Genomic DNA, 14,408 nt, shown 5'->3' on the forward strand with positions numbered 1-14,408 from the left:
GTCGTCCTCGGCGCCCTCGCCCTCGACGGGCGGGAGGGGTTCGGCGACGCAGGCGGCGAGCGCGGCGAGCACCGCCTCGGCCTCGGCGGCGACCCGCTCGGGGGTCACGGAGGGGTGGGCGGCCCACCAGGCGTAGTGCCGGGCGACGGCGTCGGCGCGCGCGGGCGCGTCCTCGGCGTACCCGGCGGCCTCCAGCTGGACGAGGACGCCGGTGGCGAGGCGGCGGCCGCTGCCCGCCGGGGTCACGAGCACGGTCGCCGTGAGTTCGGCGAGGGCGGCGTCGGCGTGGGTGTCGCCGGTGAGCGCGGGCAGGTGGGCGGGGTGCGGGAGTTCACCGCCGAGCGCGACGGCGTGCCGCAGGGTCTCGCGGGCGGCCTCGCTGAGCCGGGCGGCGAGCGCGGCGGCGGGCGCGGCGCCCTCGGCGAGGGTCGGCAGCGGGACCTCGCCCTCGGGGCCCGGGCGGGCGGCGTCGGCCTGGGTGCCGGCGAAGAAGGCGAAGTCCTCCTCGTCGGGGCCGGGCCCGGCCTCGGCGGTGAGCGCGTCGCGCTGCTGGAGCAGGGCCCCGGCCTGGACGAAGCGCAGCGGCAGGCCCTCGGACTCGAACCACAGGTCGCCCGCCCAGTTGGCCTCCTCCTCGGAGAGCGCGCGGCCCACGGCGCGCTCCAGGAGGGCCAGGCCGCCCGGGCGGCCGACGCCGGAGAGGGTCAGCTCCTCCAGCCGGGCCTCGGCGGAGGGGGCGGGGGTGTCGGGCGTGGTGGCGAGGAGGAAGGCGCACTCGGGGGTCACGTCGAGGATCTCGTCGAGCGCCGCCGCGCCGAACTCCAGGTCGTCGACGATCACGACGGCGCCGACCTCGGCGAGCAGTTCGCGCAGCAGGGCGGGGCCGGGGCGGTGGCGGGTGAGCTCGAAGACCTCGGTGGCGAGGTCGCCGAGAAGGTCGGCGGGGGTGCGGCCGCGGCCGCTGAGCAGCACCACTCCGTCCGGGGCCAGCTCGGCGCAGGCGTCCACGAGTTCGGCGAGCAGCGCGCTCTTGCCGCTGCCGCCGGGCCCGGTGAGCCGTACGGAACGGCCCCGGGCGAGCAGCCGCGTGATCCGCTCCCGCAGCTCCGTGCGCTCCAGGAGCCGGCCGGGTCCGCCCGCGGGGCCGCTGGGCAGCGGGGGGCGGGCGGCGCGGGAGCGCTCGGCGCGGACGGCGGGGCCGCGCTTGGCGGGGCGCTCGGGCAGCTCCCCGGGCGGGCAGAGGGTGACCTCGGAGCCGTCCACCGGGTTGACGGTGAGCAGCAGGTCGTCGGCGACGATCCGGGTGGTCCTGGCGGGCCCGGCGGGCACGGGCCCGAAATCGGGGCCGAGCGGGTCGCGCGCGGGGCGGGGGCGCCGCCGCAGAGCGGTGCTCATGTCCCGTACGGGTTCGGGCGCCGCGTCCTCGGCGGGGGGCGGCGGGGGCACCGGCTCCTGGCGCGGGGCGGGCGCGGAGCCGAAGAAGGAGGAGGACGAGGAGGACGAGGCGGGGGCCGGGGACTCCCCGGGCGCCGTGCCGAAGACGGATTCGCGCTGCGCCGGACCGGCGTTGCGGGGGGCCGAGGTGCGGCCGGGCTCCCGCTTGGGCAGTCCGCTGGGCAGCACGACGGGGCCTTGGTCGCCGGGCTCCTGGTCGGCGGGGCCCTGGTCGGCGGGTATGGGCTCCTCGGGCGCCTTGGCGGCGTGGGGCGCGCCGAAGGGGGCGAGGAGGTCGGCGACCTCGTCCGCGGCGGGGTCGGCCTCGGCCTCGTCGCGGGTCCCGAAGGCGTCGAACGGCGATCCGCCACCGGTCTCGGCGGCGGCCTCCACGGCCTCGATGGCCTCCGCCGCGGCCGCCGGAAGCTCAGGCTCGCGTTCGTCCATTGGTCCTGTGCCCCCCAAGAAGCGTCTGTACCGTCGGTCAGCGAAGGCACCCTAAAACCTCAGGCCAGTATTCCCGAAGGCACCCCCGCGAGCGGCGCCGGGGACATCACGGTCTCGTGAGGATTCCGAGGTCCCGCACTCAAGAAATCCGTCCCGCACCAAAATGGAAGCCCGCACCCAAGCGAGGCCCGCACCAAAATGAAGCCCCTCCGGCGCTTGAGGAGCGGGGCCGGGGGCGGAGCCCCGAACCGGAGCGCGGGGCGGAGCCCCGCGACGGCACCCCCGGCGACTCCGCACTGCCGCCCCCGCCCCGCCTACGGCGCAACCGCCTCGATGGCCAGAATCCGGTGCAACCGCGTCGCCACCAGCAACCTCTGCATCTGCGCCGGCACCGCCCGCAGGACGAGGCGCCGCCCGCACCGCCCCGCCCTGCGGTGCGCCCCCATGATCACCCCGAGCCCCGTCGCGTCCCAGGAGTCCAGCTCGGAGAGATCGAGCACGAGATCCCCCGCCCCGTCGTCGACGGCGGTGTGGAGAATCGAACGGGCGTCCGCCGCGCTGCGGACATCGAGGCGGCCCCCGACGACCAGCTCACTGTGGTCGCCCCTGATGTGCATAACCCACTCCCTGATGTGTTCATGTCAGCCAACGCGTGTCCCTGTATGTCACAGCAACTGACTGCCGTCCCGGAACAGAAGTTGCCGTCTGTGAGCGAACCGATACCGAATTCACCCCGAAGGGTGAGGCGGCGTCCGCACGGGACGCCGCCGCCTCCGCGGCGCCCGAAGGCGCGTGCGAAGCCCCGGAGGGGGATCAGTGCGCGTAGAAGCCCTGCCCGCTCTTGCGGCCGATGTCACCGGCGTCCACCATCCGGCGCATCTGCTCGGGGGCCGCGAACTTCTCGTCCTGCGACTCGGTGTAGATGTTGTCGGCGGCGTGCAGCAGGATGTCGACGCCCGTGAGGTCGGCGGTCGCGAGCGGCCCCATCGCGTGGCCGAAGCCGAGCTTGCAGGCGAGGTCGATGTCCTCGGCGCTCGCGACGCCGGACTCCTCCAGCTTGGCCGCCTCCACGACGAGCGCGGTGATGAGGCGGGTGGTCACGAACCCGGCGACGTCGCGGTTGACGACGATGCAGGTCTTCCCGGTGGACTCGGCGAACTCCCGCGCGCGGACCAGGGTTTCGTCACTCGTCTTGTAGCCCCGCACCAGCTCGCAGAGCGCCATCATCGGCACCGGCGAGAAGAAGTGCGTGCCCACGACGCGCTCGGGGCGCGAGGTGACGGCGGCGATCTTCGTGATCGGGATGGCGGAGGTGTTCGAGGCGAGGACCGCCTCGTCCTTCACGATGCCGTCGAGGGCGCGGAAGATCTCGTGCTTGACGTCGAGCTTCTCGAAGACGGCCTCGACCACGATCTCGGCCTCCGCGGCGACGTCGAGATCGGTCGTGGTGCTGATCCGCGCGAGCGCGGCCTCCGCCTCCTCGGCCGCGAGCTTGCCCTTCGAGACGAACTTGTCGTACGAGGCCCTGATGGCGTCCGTGCCCCGGGTCAGCGCCGCGTCGGTCACGTCCCGCAGCGCCACCTCCCAGCCGGCCTGCGCGGCGACCTGCGCGATGCCCGAGCCCATGAGCCCGGCCCCGACCACGACGAGCTTCCTTGCCACTTCCGCACCCCTTTGTGTCGATTCGGCTGTGCTGACCGGCCGTATTGTTCCGGCTTCCGCTGCTCCGCCTCGCGGTCGTGCCGCCCCGGCGGGGGCGGGGGACGCCCGTGGTGCCCCGCCCGTGACGCCGGTTCAGTCACCGGCCCCCGGCGGAGATTAGCGCCGTTGCGGTGCGCGGTGGCGCCGAAGAGATGCGCGTCACGTTCCCCCGGGCGCACATCACACAATCGCCCGAACCAGGCCGTGCGCGGCGCTCCCGATAGGCTGCCCGCATGGTGCACCTGACCCGTATCTACACCCGCACCGGCGACCGGGGCACGACGGCGCTCGGCGACATGTCCCGCACCGTCAAGACCGATCCCCGTATCGCCGCCTACGCGGACGCGAACGAGGCGAACGCCGCGCTCGGCACGGCACTCGCCCTCGGCGGTCTGGACGCGGACGTCGTCGCGGTCCTGACGCGGGTGCAGAACGACCTCTTCGACGTGGGCGCCGACCTCAGCACCCCCGTCGTCGAGCGCCCCGCCCACCCGCCGCTGCGCGTCGAGCAGGCGTACGTGGACCGTCTCGAAGAGGACTGCGACCGCTTCCTCGCCCCGCTCCCGAAGCTCGACAGTTTCATCCTGCCGGGCGGCACCCCGGGCGCGGCCCTGCTCCACCAGGCGTGCACGGTGGTCCGGCGCGCCGAGCGCTCGACCTGGGCCGCCCTGGAGGCGCACGGCGAGACGATGAACCCGCTCACGGCGACGTACCTCAACCGCCTCTCCGACCTGCTCTTCATCCTGGCCCGAGCGGCGAACAAGGAGCGCGGGGACGTGCTGTGGGTACCGGGCGGGGAGCGCTAGCGAAGGGCGCGCGCCGTTCGCTTACGCTGGGGTCATGCCTCGTGGAATCACCGCCAAGGGTCTCGCGACCCGGCACCGCATCGTGGAGCACGCGGCGGAGCTGGTGCGGGAGCACGGGACGAGCGGGACGGCGCTGGAGGACGTCCGGCACGCGGCCGGGGTCAGCAGCAGCCAGCTCTTCCACTACTTCCCCGAGGGGAAGGCCGAACTGCTCCTGGCCGTGGCCCGCCGGGCCGGGGAGCAGATCCTGCTCGACCAGGAACCCGAGCTGAGCGCCCTCGCCGAGGGCGGCTCCTGGCGCGCCTGGGCCGAGCGGGTCCACGCCCACTACGCGGCGCAGGGCCCGAACTGCGACCTGAGCGCGCTCACCGCGCAGCTCGGCCTGGGCGACCCGGGCGTGCGCGAGATCGTCTCCGGGATGCACTCCCGGTGGCAGGCCGCCCTCGCGGCGGGCCTGCGCGCCCACCAGGCGCGGGGCACGGCCCGCCCGGACGCCGACCCGGACCGCGCGGCGGCGGCGCTGCTCGCGGCCGTCCAGGGCGGCGTCCTCATGATGGCGAGCACCGATTCACCGGCCCACCTGCGCGCGGCGCTGGAGACCTGGCTCGACGGCATGGGCGTCACCGGACCGCAGGCCGGAGCCCCGCCCGCTCAGACCCCGCCCCACCCGTAGACGTGGCCGATCGTGAAGGAGACGACGAGGCGGCGGTCCTCGACCATGACCCTGCGGTACTCGTCCCAGTCGGGATGCTCGCCGCGCACCGCCCGGTACAGGCCGACCAGTTCCGCCACCGTCGCGTCGTCGGGCGCGGCGGCGACGGGGGTGAGCGTGGCGACGCCCTCGCAGACGCCGTAGGCCCCGCCGTCGGGGCGCGAGACGTAGAGGCTGACGCGGGGGTCGCGGCGCAGGTTGCGGACCTTGGCGCGGCCGTCGGTGGTGGAGAAGCGGACACGGCCGGTCGCCGGGTCGTGGGCGTAGTCGATGGTGGAGACCTGGGGGCGGCCGTCCTTCTTGAGCGTGAGCACACCGCCCCGGCCGCTGTCGCCGAGGAGCGCGAGGACGGAGGTGCGGATGTCGTGCGGGGGCATGGCGAATCCTTCGCTCGGTCGCTGCCGGGCCCGGCGCCCGGCCGCCGGTCGCGGTCGCGGCGGCGACCACACCCGGCACAACGCGGCACGCCTCAGCCTGGTTCCTCCGCGGATTCCCCGCTCCTGGGCGCGCGCCGGGGCCGGAGGACGTACGCGAGCGCGATGAGCCCGCGGCGAAGGGCTCGGGAACGCGGAGATCGCGGAGCGGACCGGCACTCCGCGCGCTGCGGGCCCGTGCGTCCCTACACCCCGTCACTCCTTTTGGTCCAGACCTCTTGACCGCTGGTCCAGACCTTTCTACGCTGCCCCCATCTGCGGTGAACGGGCCACCTCCCCGAGGGGCCGTGTTCACGGGCGACGCAGGGTTCCACCCCCATCATCGGTGCTCAACTCCTGGAGTACGCCTTGAGTTCAGGAACCCGCAGCAGACCGGGCCGTCTGCGCACCAGAGTCCTCGCGGGACTCACGACCCTCCTTCTCCCCGCCGCCGCCCTCGTCGGTCTGGGCGCCTCCCCCGCCCAGGCCGCCGCCGGGGCGAGCGCGAGCTACACCCGTACCCAGGACTGGGGCAGCGGCTTCGAGGGCAAGTGGACGGTGAAGAACACCGGCACCACGACCCTCAACGGCTGGACCGTCGAGTGGGACTTCCCCTCCAGCACCAAGGTCACCTCGGCCTGGGACGCGGACGTCACCAACTCCGGGAACCACTGGACCGCCAAGAACAAGAGCTGGGCCGCGAGCCTCGCCCCCGGCGCCTCGGTCTCCTTCGGCTTCAACGGCTCCGGCACCGGCTCCCCCTCCGGCTGCAAGCTCAACGGCGGCTCGTGCGACGGGACCTCGACCCCCGGCGACACCCCGCCCACCGCTCCGGGCACCCCCACCGCCTCCGGCGTCACCAACACCTCGGTGAAGCTGAGCTGGGGCGCGGCGAGCGACGACAAGGGCGTCAAGAACTACGACGTCCTGCGCGACGGCGCCAAGGTCTCCACCGTGACCGGCACCACGTACACGGACAACGGCCTCACCGCCGGCACGGACTACTCGTACACGGTGCAGGCGCGTGACACCGCCGACCAGACGGGCCCGGTCTCCGGCGCGGTCAAGGTCCGCACCACCGGCGGCTCCACGGACCCGGGCACCCCGGAGAACCCGAACGCGGGCGGCCCGGTCAAGCTCGGTTACTTCACCGAGTGGGGCGTCTACGACCGCAACTACCACGTGAAGAACCTGGAGACCTCCGGGTCCGCCGGGAAGATCACGCACATCAACTACGCCTTCGGCAACGTCACCGGCGGCAAGTGCGTCATGGGCGACGCCTACGCGGCCACCGACAAGGCGTACACCGCCGACCAGTCGGTGGACGGCGTGGCCGACACCTGGGACCAGCCGCTGCGCGGCAACTTCAACCAGCTCCGCAAGCTCAAGGCGAAGCACCCGGGCCTCAAGGTCCTGTGGTCCTTCGGCGGCTGGAGCTGGTCGGCGGGCTTCACCGAGGCGGCGAAGAACCCGGCCGCCTTCGCCCAGTCCTGCAAGGGCCTGGTCGAGGACCCGCGCTGGGCCGATGTCTTCGACGGCATCGACATCGACTGGGAGTACCCGAACGCCTGCGGTCTCCAGTGCGACACGAGCGGTCGCGCGGCCCTCGGCAACCTGGCCTCCGCGCTCCGTTCGACCTTCGGCAAGGACTACCTCGTCACGGCCGCGATCACCGCGGACGGCTCCAACGGCGGCAAGATCGACGCGGCCGACTACGCGGGCGCGGCGGAGTCCTTCGACTGGTACAACGTCATGACGTACGACTTCTTCGGCGGCTTCAACGCGCAGGGCCCGACCGCCCCGCACTCGCCGCTCACCTCGTACAACGGCATCCCGCAGCAGGGCTTCAACTCCGCCGACGCCATCGCGAAGCTCAAGACGCAGGGCGTCCCGGCCGCCAAGCTCCTGCTCGGCATCGGCTTCTACGGGCGCGGCTGGACCGGCGTCACGCAGGACGCCCCCGGCGGCACCGCGACCGGCCCGGCGCCCGGCAAGTACGAGCCCGGCATCGAGGACTACAAGATCCTCAAGACGAGCTGCCCGGCCAACGGCACGATCGCCGGCACCGCCTACGCGCACTGCGGCAACCAGTGGTGGAGCTACGACACCCCGGCGACGGTCAAGAGCAAGATGGCCTGGGCCAAGAGCCAGAACCTCGGCGGCGCCTTCGCCTGGGAGTTCAGCGGCGACACCGGCAACGGCGAACTCGTCACGGCGATGAGCGACGGCCTCAAGTAACCTCCGGCCCGCACGACCGCACCACCGCGATACCCCCCCGGGATCGAAGCCGGGGAGACGGGAACGCCCCCCGTCTCCCCGGCTTCTCGCCGTCCCGGCCACCGCCCGCACGCACCCCCGGGCGGCCCGGCCCGCTCGCGCACCCGGACACGCGCCCACCCGCACAACCGGAAGGGCCCTCCCGTGCGCACGCCCGGGAGGGCCCTTCTCGCTCGTACGCCCGAAGTGCCCCCGCACGGCACCGGGTTGACAGCCACGTCCGTACGGGGCGACAGCCGCTCCGCGTACTCGCCGCCGCACGGCCCGGCACCGGAGGCGGACAGCCGCTCCCCCGCGTCCGTGGGGGTCCGCCTACGCCACGTTGACCCGCTGGCCGGGGGGCGCCGCCTCCAGCCAGGCGAGGAAGCCGGTCAGCGCGTCCTCGCTCATGGCGAGTTCGAGGCGCGTGCCCCGGTGGAGACAGCCCAGCACGACCGCGTCGGACAGGAGCGCGAGTTCCTCCTCGCCCTCCGGCAGGCGCCGGTCGGTGACCTCGATCTCGGAGCGCTCCAGGAGCCGGCGCGGGCGGGGCGAGTAGGAGAAGACACGGAACCAGGCGACGCGGTCGCCGTTGTACCTAGCCACGCCGTAGATCCAGCCCTTGCCGCTCGCGGCCTCGCCGCGCGGGGGCGCGTTCCACCGCACCGAGCAGTCGAAGGTGCCGCCCGAGCGCTGGATGAGCCGCCTGCGCAGCCCGAAGACGAACAGCCCGGCCGCCACCAGGACCACGACCAGCCCGCACACCAGAAGAGTGAGGAACACCAGTAACGACCTCCTCGCCTCTCCGATGACGGTTGCGCGGCGCCCCGCGGGGCCCGCCCCTATGGTTTCAGCCGCCTCGGACGGCCAGCTACTGGGCGACGACGCCTCCGCGACCGCCGCCAAGTGACGACCGAAGGGACCTGACTCATGGGAGCCCAGCTCCGGGTCTACAAGCGGCGCATCCGGTCCGTCTCGGCGACCAAGAAGATCACCAAGGCGATGGAGATGATCGCCGCCTCGCGCATCGTCAAGGCGCAGCGCAAGGTGGCGGCCTCGACCCCGTACGCGACCGAGCTGACCCGCGCGGTCACCGCGGTCGCGACCGGCTCGAACACGCAGCACCCGCTGACCACCGAAGCCGAGAAGCCCGTCCGCAGCGCTGTCCTGGTACTCGCCAGCGACCGCGGGCTGGCCGGTGCCTTCAACGCCAACGCGCTCAAGCAGGCGGAGGCGCTGACCGCGAAGCTGGAGGCCGCGGGCCGCACGGTCGACATCTATGTCGTCGGCCGGCGCGGCATCGCGCACTACAACTTCCGTGAGCGTGCCCTCGCGGGTTCGTGGACCGGCTTCACCGACGAGCCGACCTACGCCGACGCCAAGACGGTGGCCGCGCCGCTGATCGAGGCCATCGAGAAGGACACGGCGGAGGGCGGCGTGGATGAACTCCACCTCGTCTACACCGAGTTCGTCTCGATGATGACGCAGACCGCGCGGGACGACCGGCTGCTGCCGCTCCGTCTCGACGAGGTCCAGGAGGAAGCGGCGCCGGAGGGCGAGATCCGTCCGCTCTTCGACTTCGAGCCCTCGGCCGAGGACGTCCTCGACGCCCTGCTGCCGCGGTACGTCGAGAGCAGGATCTACAACGCGCTGCTCCAGTCCGCCGCCTCCAAGCACGCTGCCACGCGGCGCGCGATGAAGTCGGCCACGGACAACGCCGGAGAGCTGATCAACACGCTGTCCCGGCTTGCCAACCAGGCCCGCCAGGCCGAAATCACCCAGGAAATCAGCGAGATCGTCGGTGGCTCCAGTGCCCTGGCCGACGCGAACGCGGGGAGTGAAAAGTAATGACGACCAGTGTGGAGACGGCCGTCGCGACGGGCCGCGTCGCCCGGGTGATCGGCCCGGTCGTCGACGTGGAGTTCCCCGTCGACGCGATGCCGGAGATCTACAACGCGCTGCACGTGGACATCGACGACCCGGCCGAGGAGGGGACGCGCAAGACGCTGACCCTCGAGGTCGCCCAGCACCTGGGTGACGGCCTGGTCCGCGCGATCTCCATGCAGCCCACCGACGGCCTGGTGCGCCAGGCCCCGGTGACCGACACCGGCGAGGGCATCAAGGTCCCGGTCGGCGACTTCACCAAGGGCAAGGTGTTCAACACCCTCGGCGAGGTGCTGAACAAGCCGGAGGAGAACGCGAACGTCGGCGAGCGCTGGGCGATCCACCGCACCGCGCCGAGGTTCGACGAGCTTGAGTCGAAGACCGAGATGTTCGAGACCGGCATCAAGGTCATCGACCTGCTGACCCCGTACGTCAAGGGCGGCAAGATCGGCCTGTTCGGTGGTGCCGGTGTCGGCAAGACGGTGCTCATCCAGGAGATGATCTACCGCGTCGCCAACAACCACGACGGTGTCTCGGTGTTCGCCGGTGTCGGTGAGCGCACCCGTGAGGGCAACGACCTCATCGACGAGATGAGCGAGTCGGGCGTCATCGACAAGACCGCGCTGGTCTTCGGCCAGATGGACGAGCCCCCGGGGACCCGTCTGCGCGTCGCGCTCGCCGGCCTGACGATGGCCGAGTACTTCCGCGACGTCCAGAAGCAGGACGTGCTGTTCTTCATCGACAACATCTTCCGCTTCACGCAGGCCGGTTCCGAGGTCTCCACGCTGCTCGGCCGGATGCCCTCCGCGGTGGGCTACCAGCCGAACCTGGCCGACGAGATGGGTCTCCTCCAGGAGCGCATCACCTCGACCCGTGGTCACTCCATCACCTCGATGCAGGCGATCTACGTCCCCGCCGACGACCTCACGGACCCGGCCCCGGCGACCACCTTCGCGCACCTCGACGCGACGACGGTGCTCTCCCGCCCGATCTCCGAGAAGGGCATCTACCCGGCCGTGGACCCGCTGGACTCCACGTCCCGCATCCTGGACCCGCGGTACATCGCGAAGGACCACTACGACACCGCCATGCGGGTCAAGAACATCCTTCAGAAGTACAAGGACCTCCAGGACATCATCGCCATCCTCGGTATGGACGAGCTGGGCGAGGAGGACAAGCTGGTCGTCTCGCGCGCCCGTCGTGTCGAGCGCTTCCTCTCCCAGAACACCCACGTCGCCAAGCAGTTCACCGGCGTGGACGGCTCGGACGTGCCGCTGGACGAGTCGATCGCGGCCTTCAACGCGATCTGCGACGGCGAGTTCGACCACTTCCCGGAGCAGGCGTTCTTCCTCTGCGGTGGCATCGAGGACCTCAAGGCCAACGCCAAGGAGCTGGGCGTCTCCTGACCCCGCCGCTCCAACGCCGTCCGGCCGGGCACCGTCCCGGCCGGCGGCACCCGGGGCAGGTACCCCGGTCCGGGGCGCCCGCCCCTGGGGCCCGTACCCGCCCCGTAGAATCTTTTCCCACACCCGGCCGGCGCGCCGGGTGGTGACCCGAGGAGCACCTCTTGGCTGCTGAACTGCATGTCGAGCTGGTGGCCGCGGACCGCAGTGTCTGGTCCGGCGAGGCCACCCTCGTCGTCGCCCGCACCACCTCCGGCGACATCGGCGTCATGCCCGGTCACCAGCCGGTTCTTGGTGTGCTGGAGTCGGGCCCGGTGACGATCCGTACCACCGACGGCGGCACCGTCGTCGTCGCGGTGCACGGCGGCTTCCTGTCCTTCGCGGACAACAAGCTGTCGCTGCTCGCGGAGATCGCGGAGCTGTCCGAGGAGATCGACGTCCAGCGTGCCGAGCGCGCGCTGGAGCGTGCGAAGTCCGACGCGGACGCCCACGCCGAGCGCCGGGCCGAGGTCCGGCTGCGGGCGGCGGCGTCCCACTGACCGCACGCGCTAACGTAGTACCTCAGCCGCCGCGATCTCCGCGAGCAGCGACAGCTTGTTGTCCGCGAAGGACAGGAAGCCGCCGTGCACCGCGACGACGACGGTGCCGCCGTCGGTGGTACGGATCGTCACCGGGCCCGACTCCAGCACACCAAGAACCGGCTGGTGACCGGGCATGACGCCGATGTCGCCGGAGGTGGTGCGGGCGACGACGAGGGTGGCCTCGCCGGACCAGACACTGCGGTCCGCGGCCACCAGCTCGACATGCAGTTCAGCAGCCAAGAGGTGCTCCTCGGGTCACCACCCGGCGCGCCGGCCGGGTGTGGGAAAAGATTCTACGGGGCGGGTACGGGCCCCAGGGGCGGGCGCCCCGGACCGGGGTACCTGCCCCGGGTGCCGCCGGCCGGGACGGTGCCCGGCCGGACGGCGTTGGAGCGGCGGGGTCAGGAGACGCCCAGCTCCTTGGCGTTGGCCTTGAGGTCCTCGATGCCACCGCAGAGGAAGAACGCCTGCTCCGGGAAGTGGTCGAACTCGCCGTCGCAGATCGCGTTGAAGGCCGCGATCGACTCGTCCAGCGGCACGTCCGAGCCGTCCACGCCGGTGAACTGCTTGGCGACGTGGGTGTTCTGGGAGAGGAAGCGCTCGACACGACGGGCGCGCGAGACGACCAGCTTGTCCTCCTCGCCCAGCTCGTCCATACCGAGGATGGCGATGATGTCCTGGAGGTCCTTGTACTTCTGAAGGATGTTCTTGACCCGCATGGCGGTGTCGTAGTGGTCCTTCGCGATGTACCGCGGGTCCAGGATGCGGGACGTGGAGTCCAGCGGGTCCACGGCCGGGTAGATGCCCTTCTCGGAGATCGGGCGGGAGAGCACCGTCGTCGCGTCGAGGTGCGCGAAGGTGGTCGCCGGGGCCGGGTCCGTGAGGTCGTCGGCGGGGACGTAGATCGCCTGCATCGAGGTGATGGAGTGACCACGGGTCGAGGTGATGCGCTCCTGGAGGAGACCCATCTCGTCGGCCAGGTTCGGCTGGTAGCCCACCGCGGAGGGCATCCGGCCGAGCAGCGTGGAGACCTCGGAACCGGCCTGCGTGAAGCGGAAGATGTTGTCGATGAAGAACAGCACGTCCTGCTTCTGGACGTCGCGGAAGTACTCGGCCATCGTCAGGCCGGCGAGCGCGACGCGCAGACGGGTCCCCGGGGGCTCGTCCATCTGGCCGAAGACCAGCGCGGTCTTGTCGATGACGCCCGACTCGCTCATCTCGTCGATGAGGTCGTTGCCCTCACGGGTGCGCTCACCGACACCGGCGAACACCGAGACACCGTCGTGGTTGTTGGCGACGCGGTAGATCATCTCCTGGATGAGCACCGTCTTGCCGACACCGGCACCACCGAACAGGCCGATCTTGCCGCCCTTGACGTACGGGGTCAGCAGGTCGATGACCTTGATGCCGGTCTCGAACATCTCGGTCTTCGACTCAAGCTCGTCGAACCTCGGCGCGGTGCGGTGGATCGCCCAGCGCTCGCCGACGTTCGCGTTCTCCTCCGGCTTGTTCAGCACCTCGCCGAGGGTGTTGAACACCTTGCCCTTGGTGAAGTCGCCGACCGGGACCTTGATGCCCTCGCCGGTGTCGGTCACCGGGGCCTGGCGCACCAGGCCGTCGGTGGGCTGCATGGAGATCGCGCGGACCAGGCCGTCACCCAGGTGCTGGGCGACCTCGAGGGTCAGCGTCTTGCGCGTCCCCTCCTCGGCCGGGTCGTCGATGTCCACGTGCAGCGCGTTGTAGATCTCCGGCATCGCGTCGACGGGGAACTCCACGTCGACGACCGGGCCGATCACCCGGGCGACGCGGCCCGTCGCGACGGCCGTCTCCACACTGGTCGTCATTACTTTTCACTCCCCGCGTTCGCGTCGGCCAGGGCACTGGAGCCACCGACGATCTCGCTGATTTCCTGGGTGATTTCGGCCTGGCGGGCCTGGTTGGCAAGCCGGGACAGCGTGTTGATCAGCTCTCCGGCGTTGTCCGTGGCCGACTTCATCGCGCGCCGCGTGGCAGCGTGCTTGGAGGCGGCGGACTGGAGCAGCGCGTTGTAGATCCTGCTCTCGACGTACCGCGGCAGCAGGGCGTCGAGGACGTCCTCGGCCGAGGGCTCGAAGTCGAAGAGCGGACGGATCTCGCCCTCCGGCGCCGCTTCCTCCTGGACCTCGTCGAGACGGAGCGGCAGCAGCCGGTCGTCCCGCGCGGTCTGCGTCATCATCGAGACGAACTCGGTGTAGACGAGGTGGAGTTCATCCACGCCGCCCTCCGCCGTGTCCTTCTCGATGGCCTCGATCAGCGGCGCGGCCACCGTCTTGGCGTCGGCGTAGGTCGGCTCGTCGGTGAAGCCGGTCCACGAACCCGCGAGGGCACGCTCACGGAAGTTGTAGTGCGCGATGCCGCGCCGGCCGACGACATAGATGTCGACCGTGCGGCCCGCGGCCTCCAGCTTCGCGGTCAGCGCCTCCGCCTGCTTGAGCGCGTTGGCGTTGAAGGCACCGGCCAGCCCGCGGTCGCTGGCGAGTACCAGGACAGCGCTGCGGACGGGCTTCTCGGCTTCGGTGGTCAGCGGGTGCTGCGTGTTCGAGCCGGTCGCGACCGCGGTGACCGCGCGGGTCAGCTCGGTCGCGTACGGGGTCGAGGCCGCCACCTTGCGCTGCGCCTTGACGATGCGCGAGGCGGCGATCATCTCCATCGCCTTGGTGATCTTCTTGGTCGCCGAGACGGACCGGATGCGCCGCTTGTAGACCCGGAGCTGGGCTCCCATGAGTCAGGTC

At 71.8% G+C, this 14,408-nt stretch carries 13 protein-coding genes and 1 pseudogene; 6 read left to right on the top strand and 8 right to left on the bottom strand.

Annotation, left to right across the window (positions count from 1 at the left end; all coding sequences use genetic code 11):
- The 3 genes from SSBG_RS07465 to SSBG_RS07475 all read right to left on the bottom strand — a co-directional run.
- A partial coding sequence (locus tag SSBG_RS07465; protein WP_008745591.1) for an ATP-binding protein occupies nucleotides 1-1,881 on the bottom strand: 1,881 nt, incomplete at its 3' end.
- 314 nt (nucleotides 1,882-2,195) lie between these two features.
- Nucleotides 2,196-2,498, bottom strand: coding sequence for an STAS domain-containing protein (locus SSBG_RS07470; protein WP_008745592.1), 303 nt, complete (start codon nucleotides 2,496-2,498; stop codon nucleotides 2,196-2,198).
- Nucleotides 2,499-2,694: 196 nt separating this feature from the next.
- A complete protein-coding gene (locus tag SSBG_RS07475) occupies nucleotides 2,695-3,543 on the bottom strand; it encodes a 3-hydroxyacyl-CoA dehydrogenase family protein (RefSeq protein ID WP_008745593.1) in 849 nt (282 codons plus the stop codon).
- Nucleotides 3,544-3,815: 272 nt separating this feature from the next.
- Between SSBG_RS07475 and SSBG_RS07480 the strand changes: the two genes are divergently transcribed.
- A complete protein-coding gene (locus tag SSBG_RS07480; protein ID WP_008745594.1) occupies nucleotides 3,816-4,388 on the top strand; it encodes a cob(I)yrinic acid a,c-diamide adenosyltransferase in 573 nt (190 codons plus the stop codon).
- Nucleotides 4,389-4,422: 34 nt separating this feature from the next.
- Nucleotides 4,423-5,061, top strand: a complete 639-nt coding sequence (locus SSBG_RS07485) for a TetR/AcrR family transcriptional regulator (RefSeq protein ID WP_008745595.1) — start codon at nucleotides 4,423-4,425, stop codon at nucleotides 5,059-5,061.
- On the opposite strand, the gene SSBG_RS07490 is transcribed toward SSBG_RS07485, so the two are convergent.
- Nucleotides 5,040-5,477 (bottom strand): PPOX class F420-dependent oxidoreductase, encoded by a 438-nt coding sequence (locus SSBG_RS07490; protein WP_008745596.1) that lies wholly within the window; start codon nucleotides 5,475-5,477, stop codon nucleotides 5,040-5,042. The genes SSBG_RS07485 and SSBG_RS07490 overlap by 22 nt on opposite strands.
- A 405-nt stretch (nucleotides 5,478-5,882) precedes the next feature.
- Between SSBG_RS07490 and SSBG_RS07495 the strand changes: the two genes are divergently transcribed.
- The gene (locus SSBG_RS07495; RefSeq protein WP_008745597.1) at nucleotides 5,883-7,751 is read left to right on the top strand and encodes a glycoside hydrolase family 18 chitinase; all 1,869 of its coding nucleotides are present in this window, start codon (nucleotides 5,883-5,885) and stop codon (nucleotides 7,749-7,751) included.
- A 351-nt stretch (nucleotides 7,752-8,102) separates the two neighbouring features.
- Here SSBG_RS07495 and SSBG_RS07500 read toward each other — a convergent pair whose 3' ends face one another.
- Nucleotides 8,103-8,552 carry a DUF2550 domain-containing protein gene (locus SSBG_RS07500; protein ID WP_037869173.1) on the bottom strand — a complete coding sequence of 150 codons (450 nt, stop codon included), beginning with the start codon at nucleotides 8,550-8,552 and terminating at the stop codon, nucleotides 8,103-8,105.
- Between the two features lie 147 nt (nucleotides 8,553-8,699).
- On the opposite strand from SSBG_RS07500, the gene SSBG_RS07505 reads away from it, so the two are divergent.
- The 3 genes from SSBG_RS07505 (at nucleotide 8,700) to SSBG_RS07515 (ending at nucleotide 11,595) form a co-directional block, all read left to right on the top strand.
- Entirely contained in the window at nucleotides 8,700-9,617 is a 918-nt protein-coding gene (locus SSBG_RS07505; RefSeq protein WP_008745599.1) for a F0F1 ATP synthase subunit gamma, read from the top strand.
- Nucleotides 9,617-11,059 (top strand): F0F1 ATP synthase subunit beta, encoded by a 1,443-nt coding sequence (atpD, locus tag SSBG_RS07510; protein ID WP_008745600.1) that lies wholly within the window; start codon nucleotides 9,617-9,619, stop codon nucleotides 11,057-11,059. Before SSBG_RS07505 ends, atpD (SSBG_RS07510) begins: the two co-directional genes overlap by 1 nt.
- A gap of 161 nt (nucleotides 11,060-11,220) precedes the next feature.
- On the top strand, nucleotides 11,221-11,595 hold the full coding sequence (locus SSBG_RS07515; RefSeq protein ID WP_008745601.1) for a F0F1 ATP synthase subunit epsilon: 375 nt from the start codon (nucleotides 11,221-11,223) through the stop codon (nucleotides 11,593-11,595).
- Nucleotides 11,596-11,625: 30 nt separating this feature from the next.
- Here SSBG_RS07515 and SSBG_RS07520 read toward each other — a convergent pair.
- The 3 genes and pseudogenes from SSBG_RS07520 to SSBG_RS07530 all read right to left on the bottom strand — a co-directional run.
- A pseudogene (locus SSBG_RS07520) lies at nucleotides 11,626-11,877 on the bottom strand (F0F1 ATP synthase subunit epsilon); the annotation flags it as partial.
- Nucleotides 11,878-12,038: 161 nt separating this feature from the next.
- A complete protein-coding gene (atpD, locus tag SSBG_RS07525; protein WP_008745600.1) occupies nucleotides 12,039-13,481 on the bottom strand; it encodes a F0F1 ATP synthase subunit beta in 1,443 nt (480 codons plus the stop codon).
- On the bottom strand, nucleotides 13,481-14,398 hold the full coding sequence (locus SSBG_RS07530; protein WP_008745599.1) for a F0F1 ATP synthase subunit gamma: 918 nt from the start codon (nucleotides 14,396-14,398) through the stop codon (nucleotides 13,481-13,483). The genes atpD (SSBG_RS07525) and SSBG_RS07530 overlap by 1 nt, the downstream gene beginning before the upstream one ends.
- Between the last annotated feature and the right edge of the window lie 10 nt (nucleotides 14,399-14,408).

The sequence above is a fragment of the Streptomyces sp. SPB074 genome, assembly GCF_000154905.1.
Taxonomy (GTDB): Bacteria; Actinomycetota; Actinomycetes; order Streptomycetales; family Streptomycetaceae; genus Streptomyces.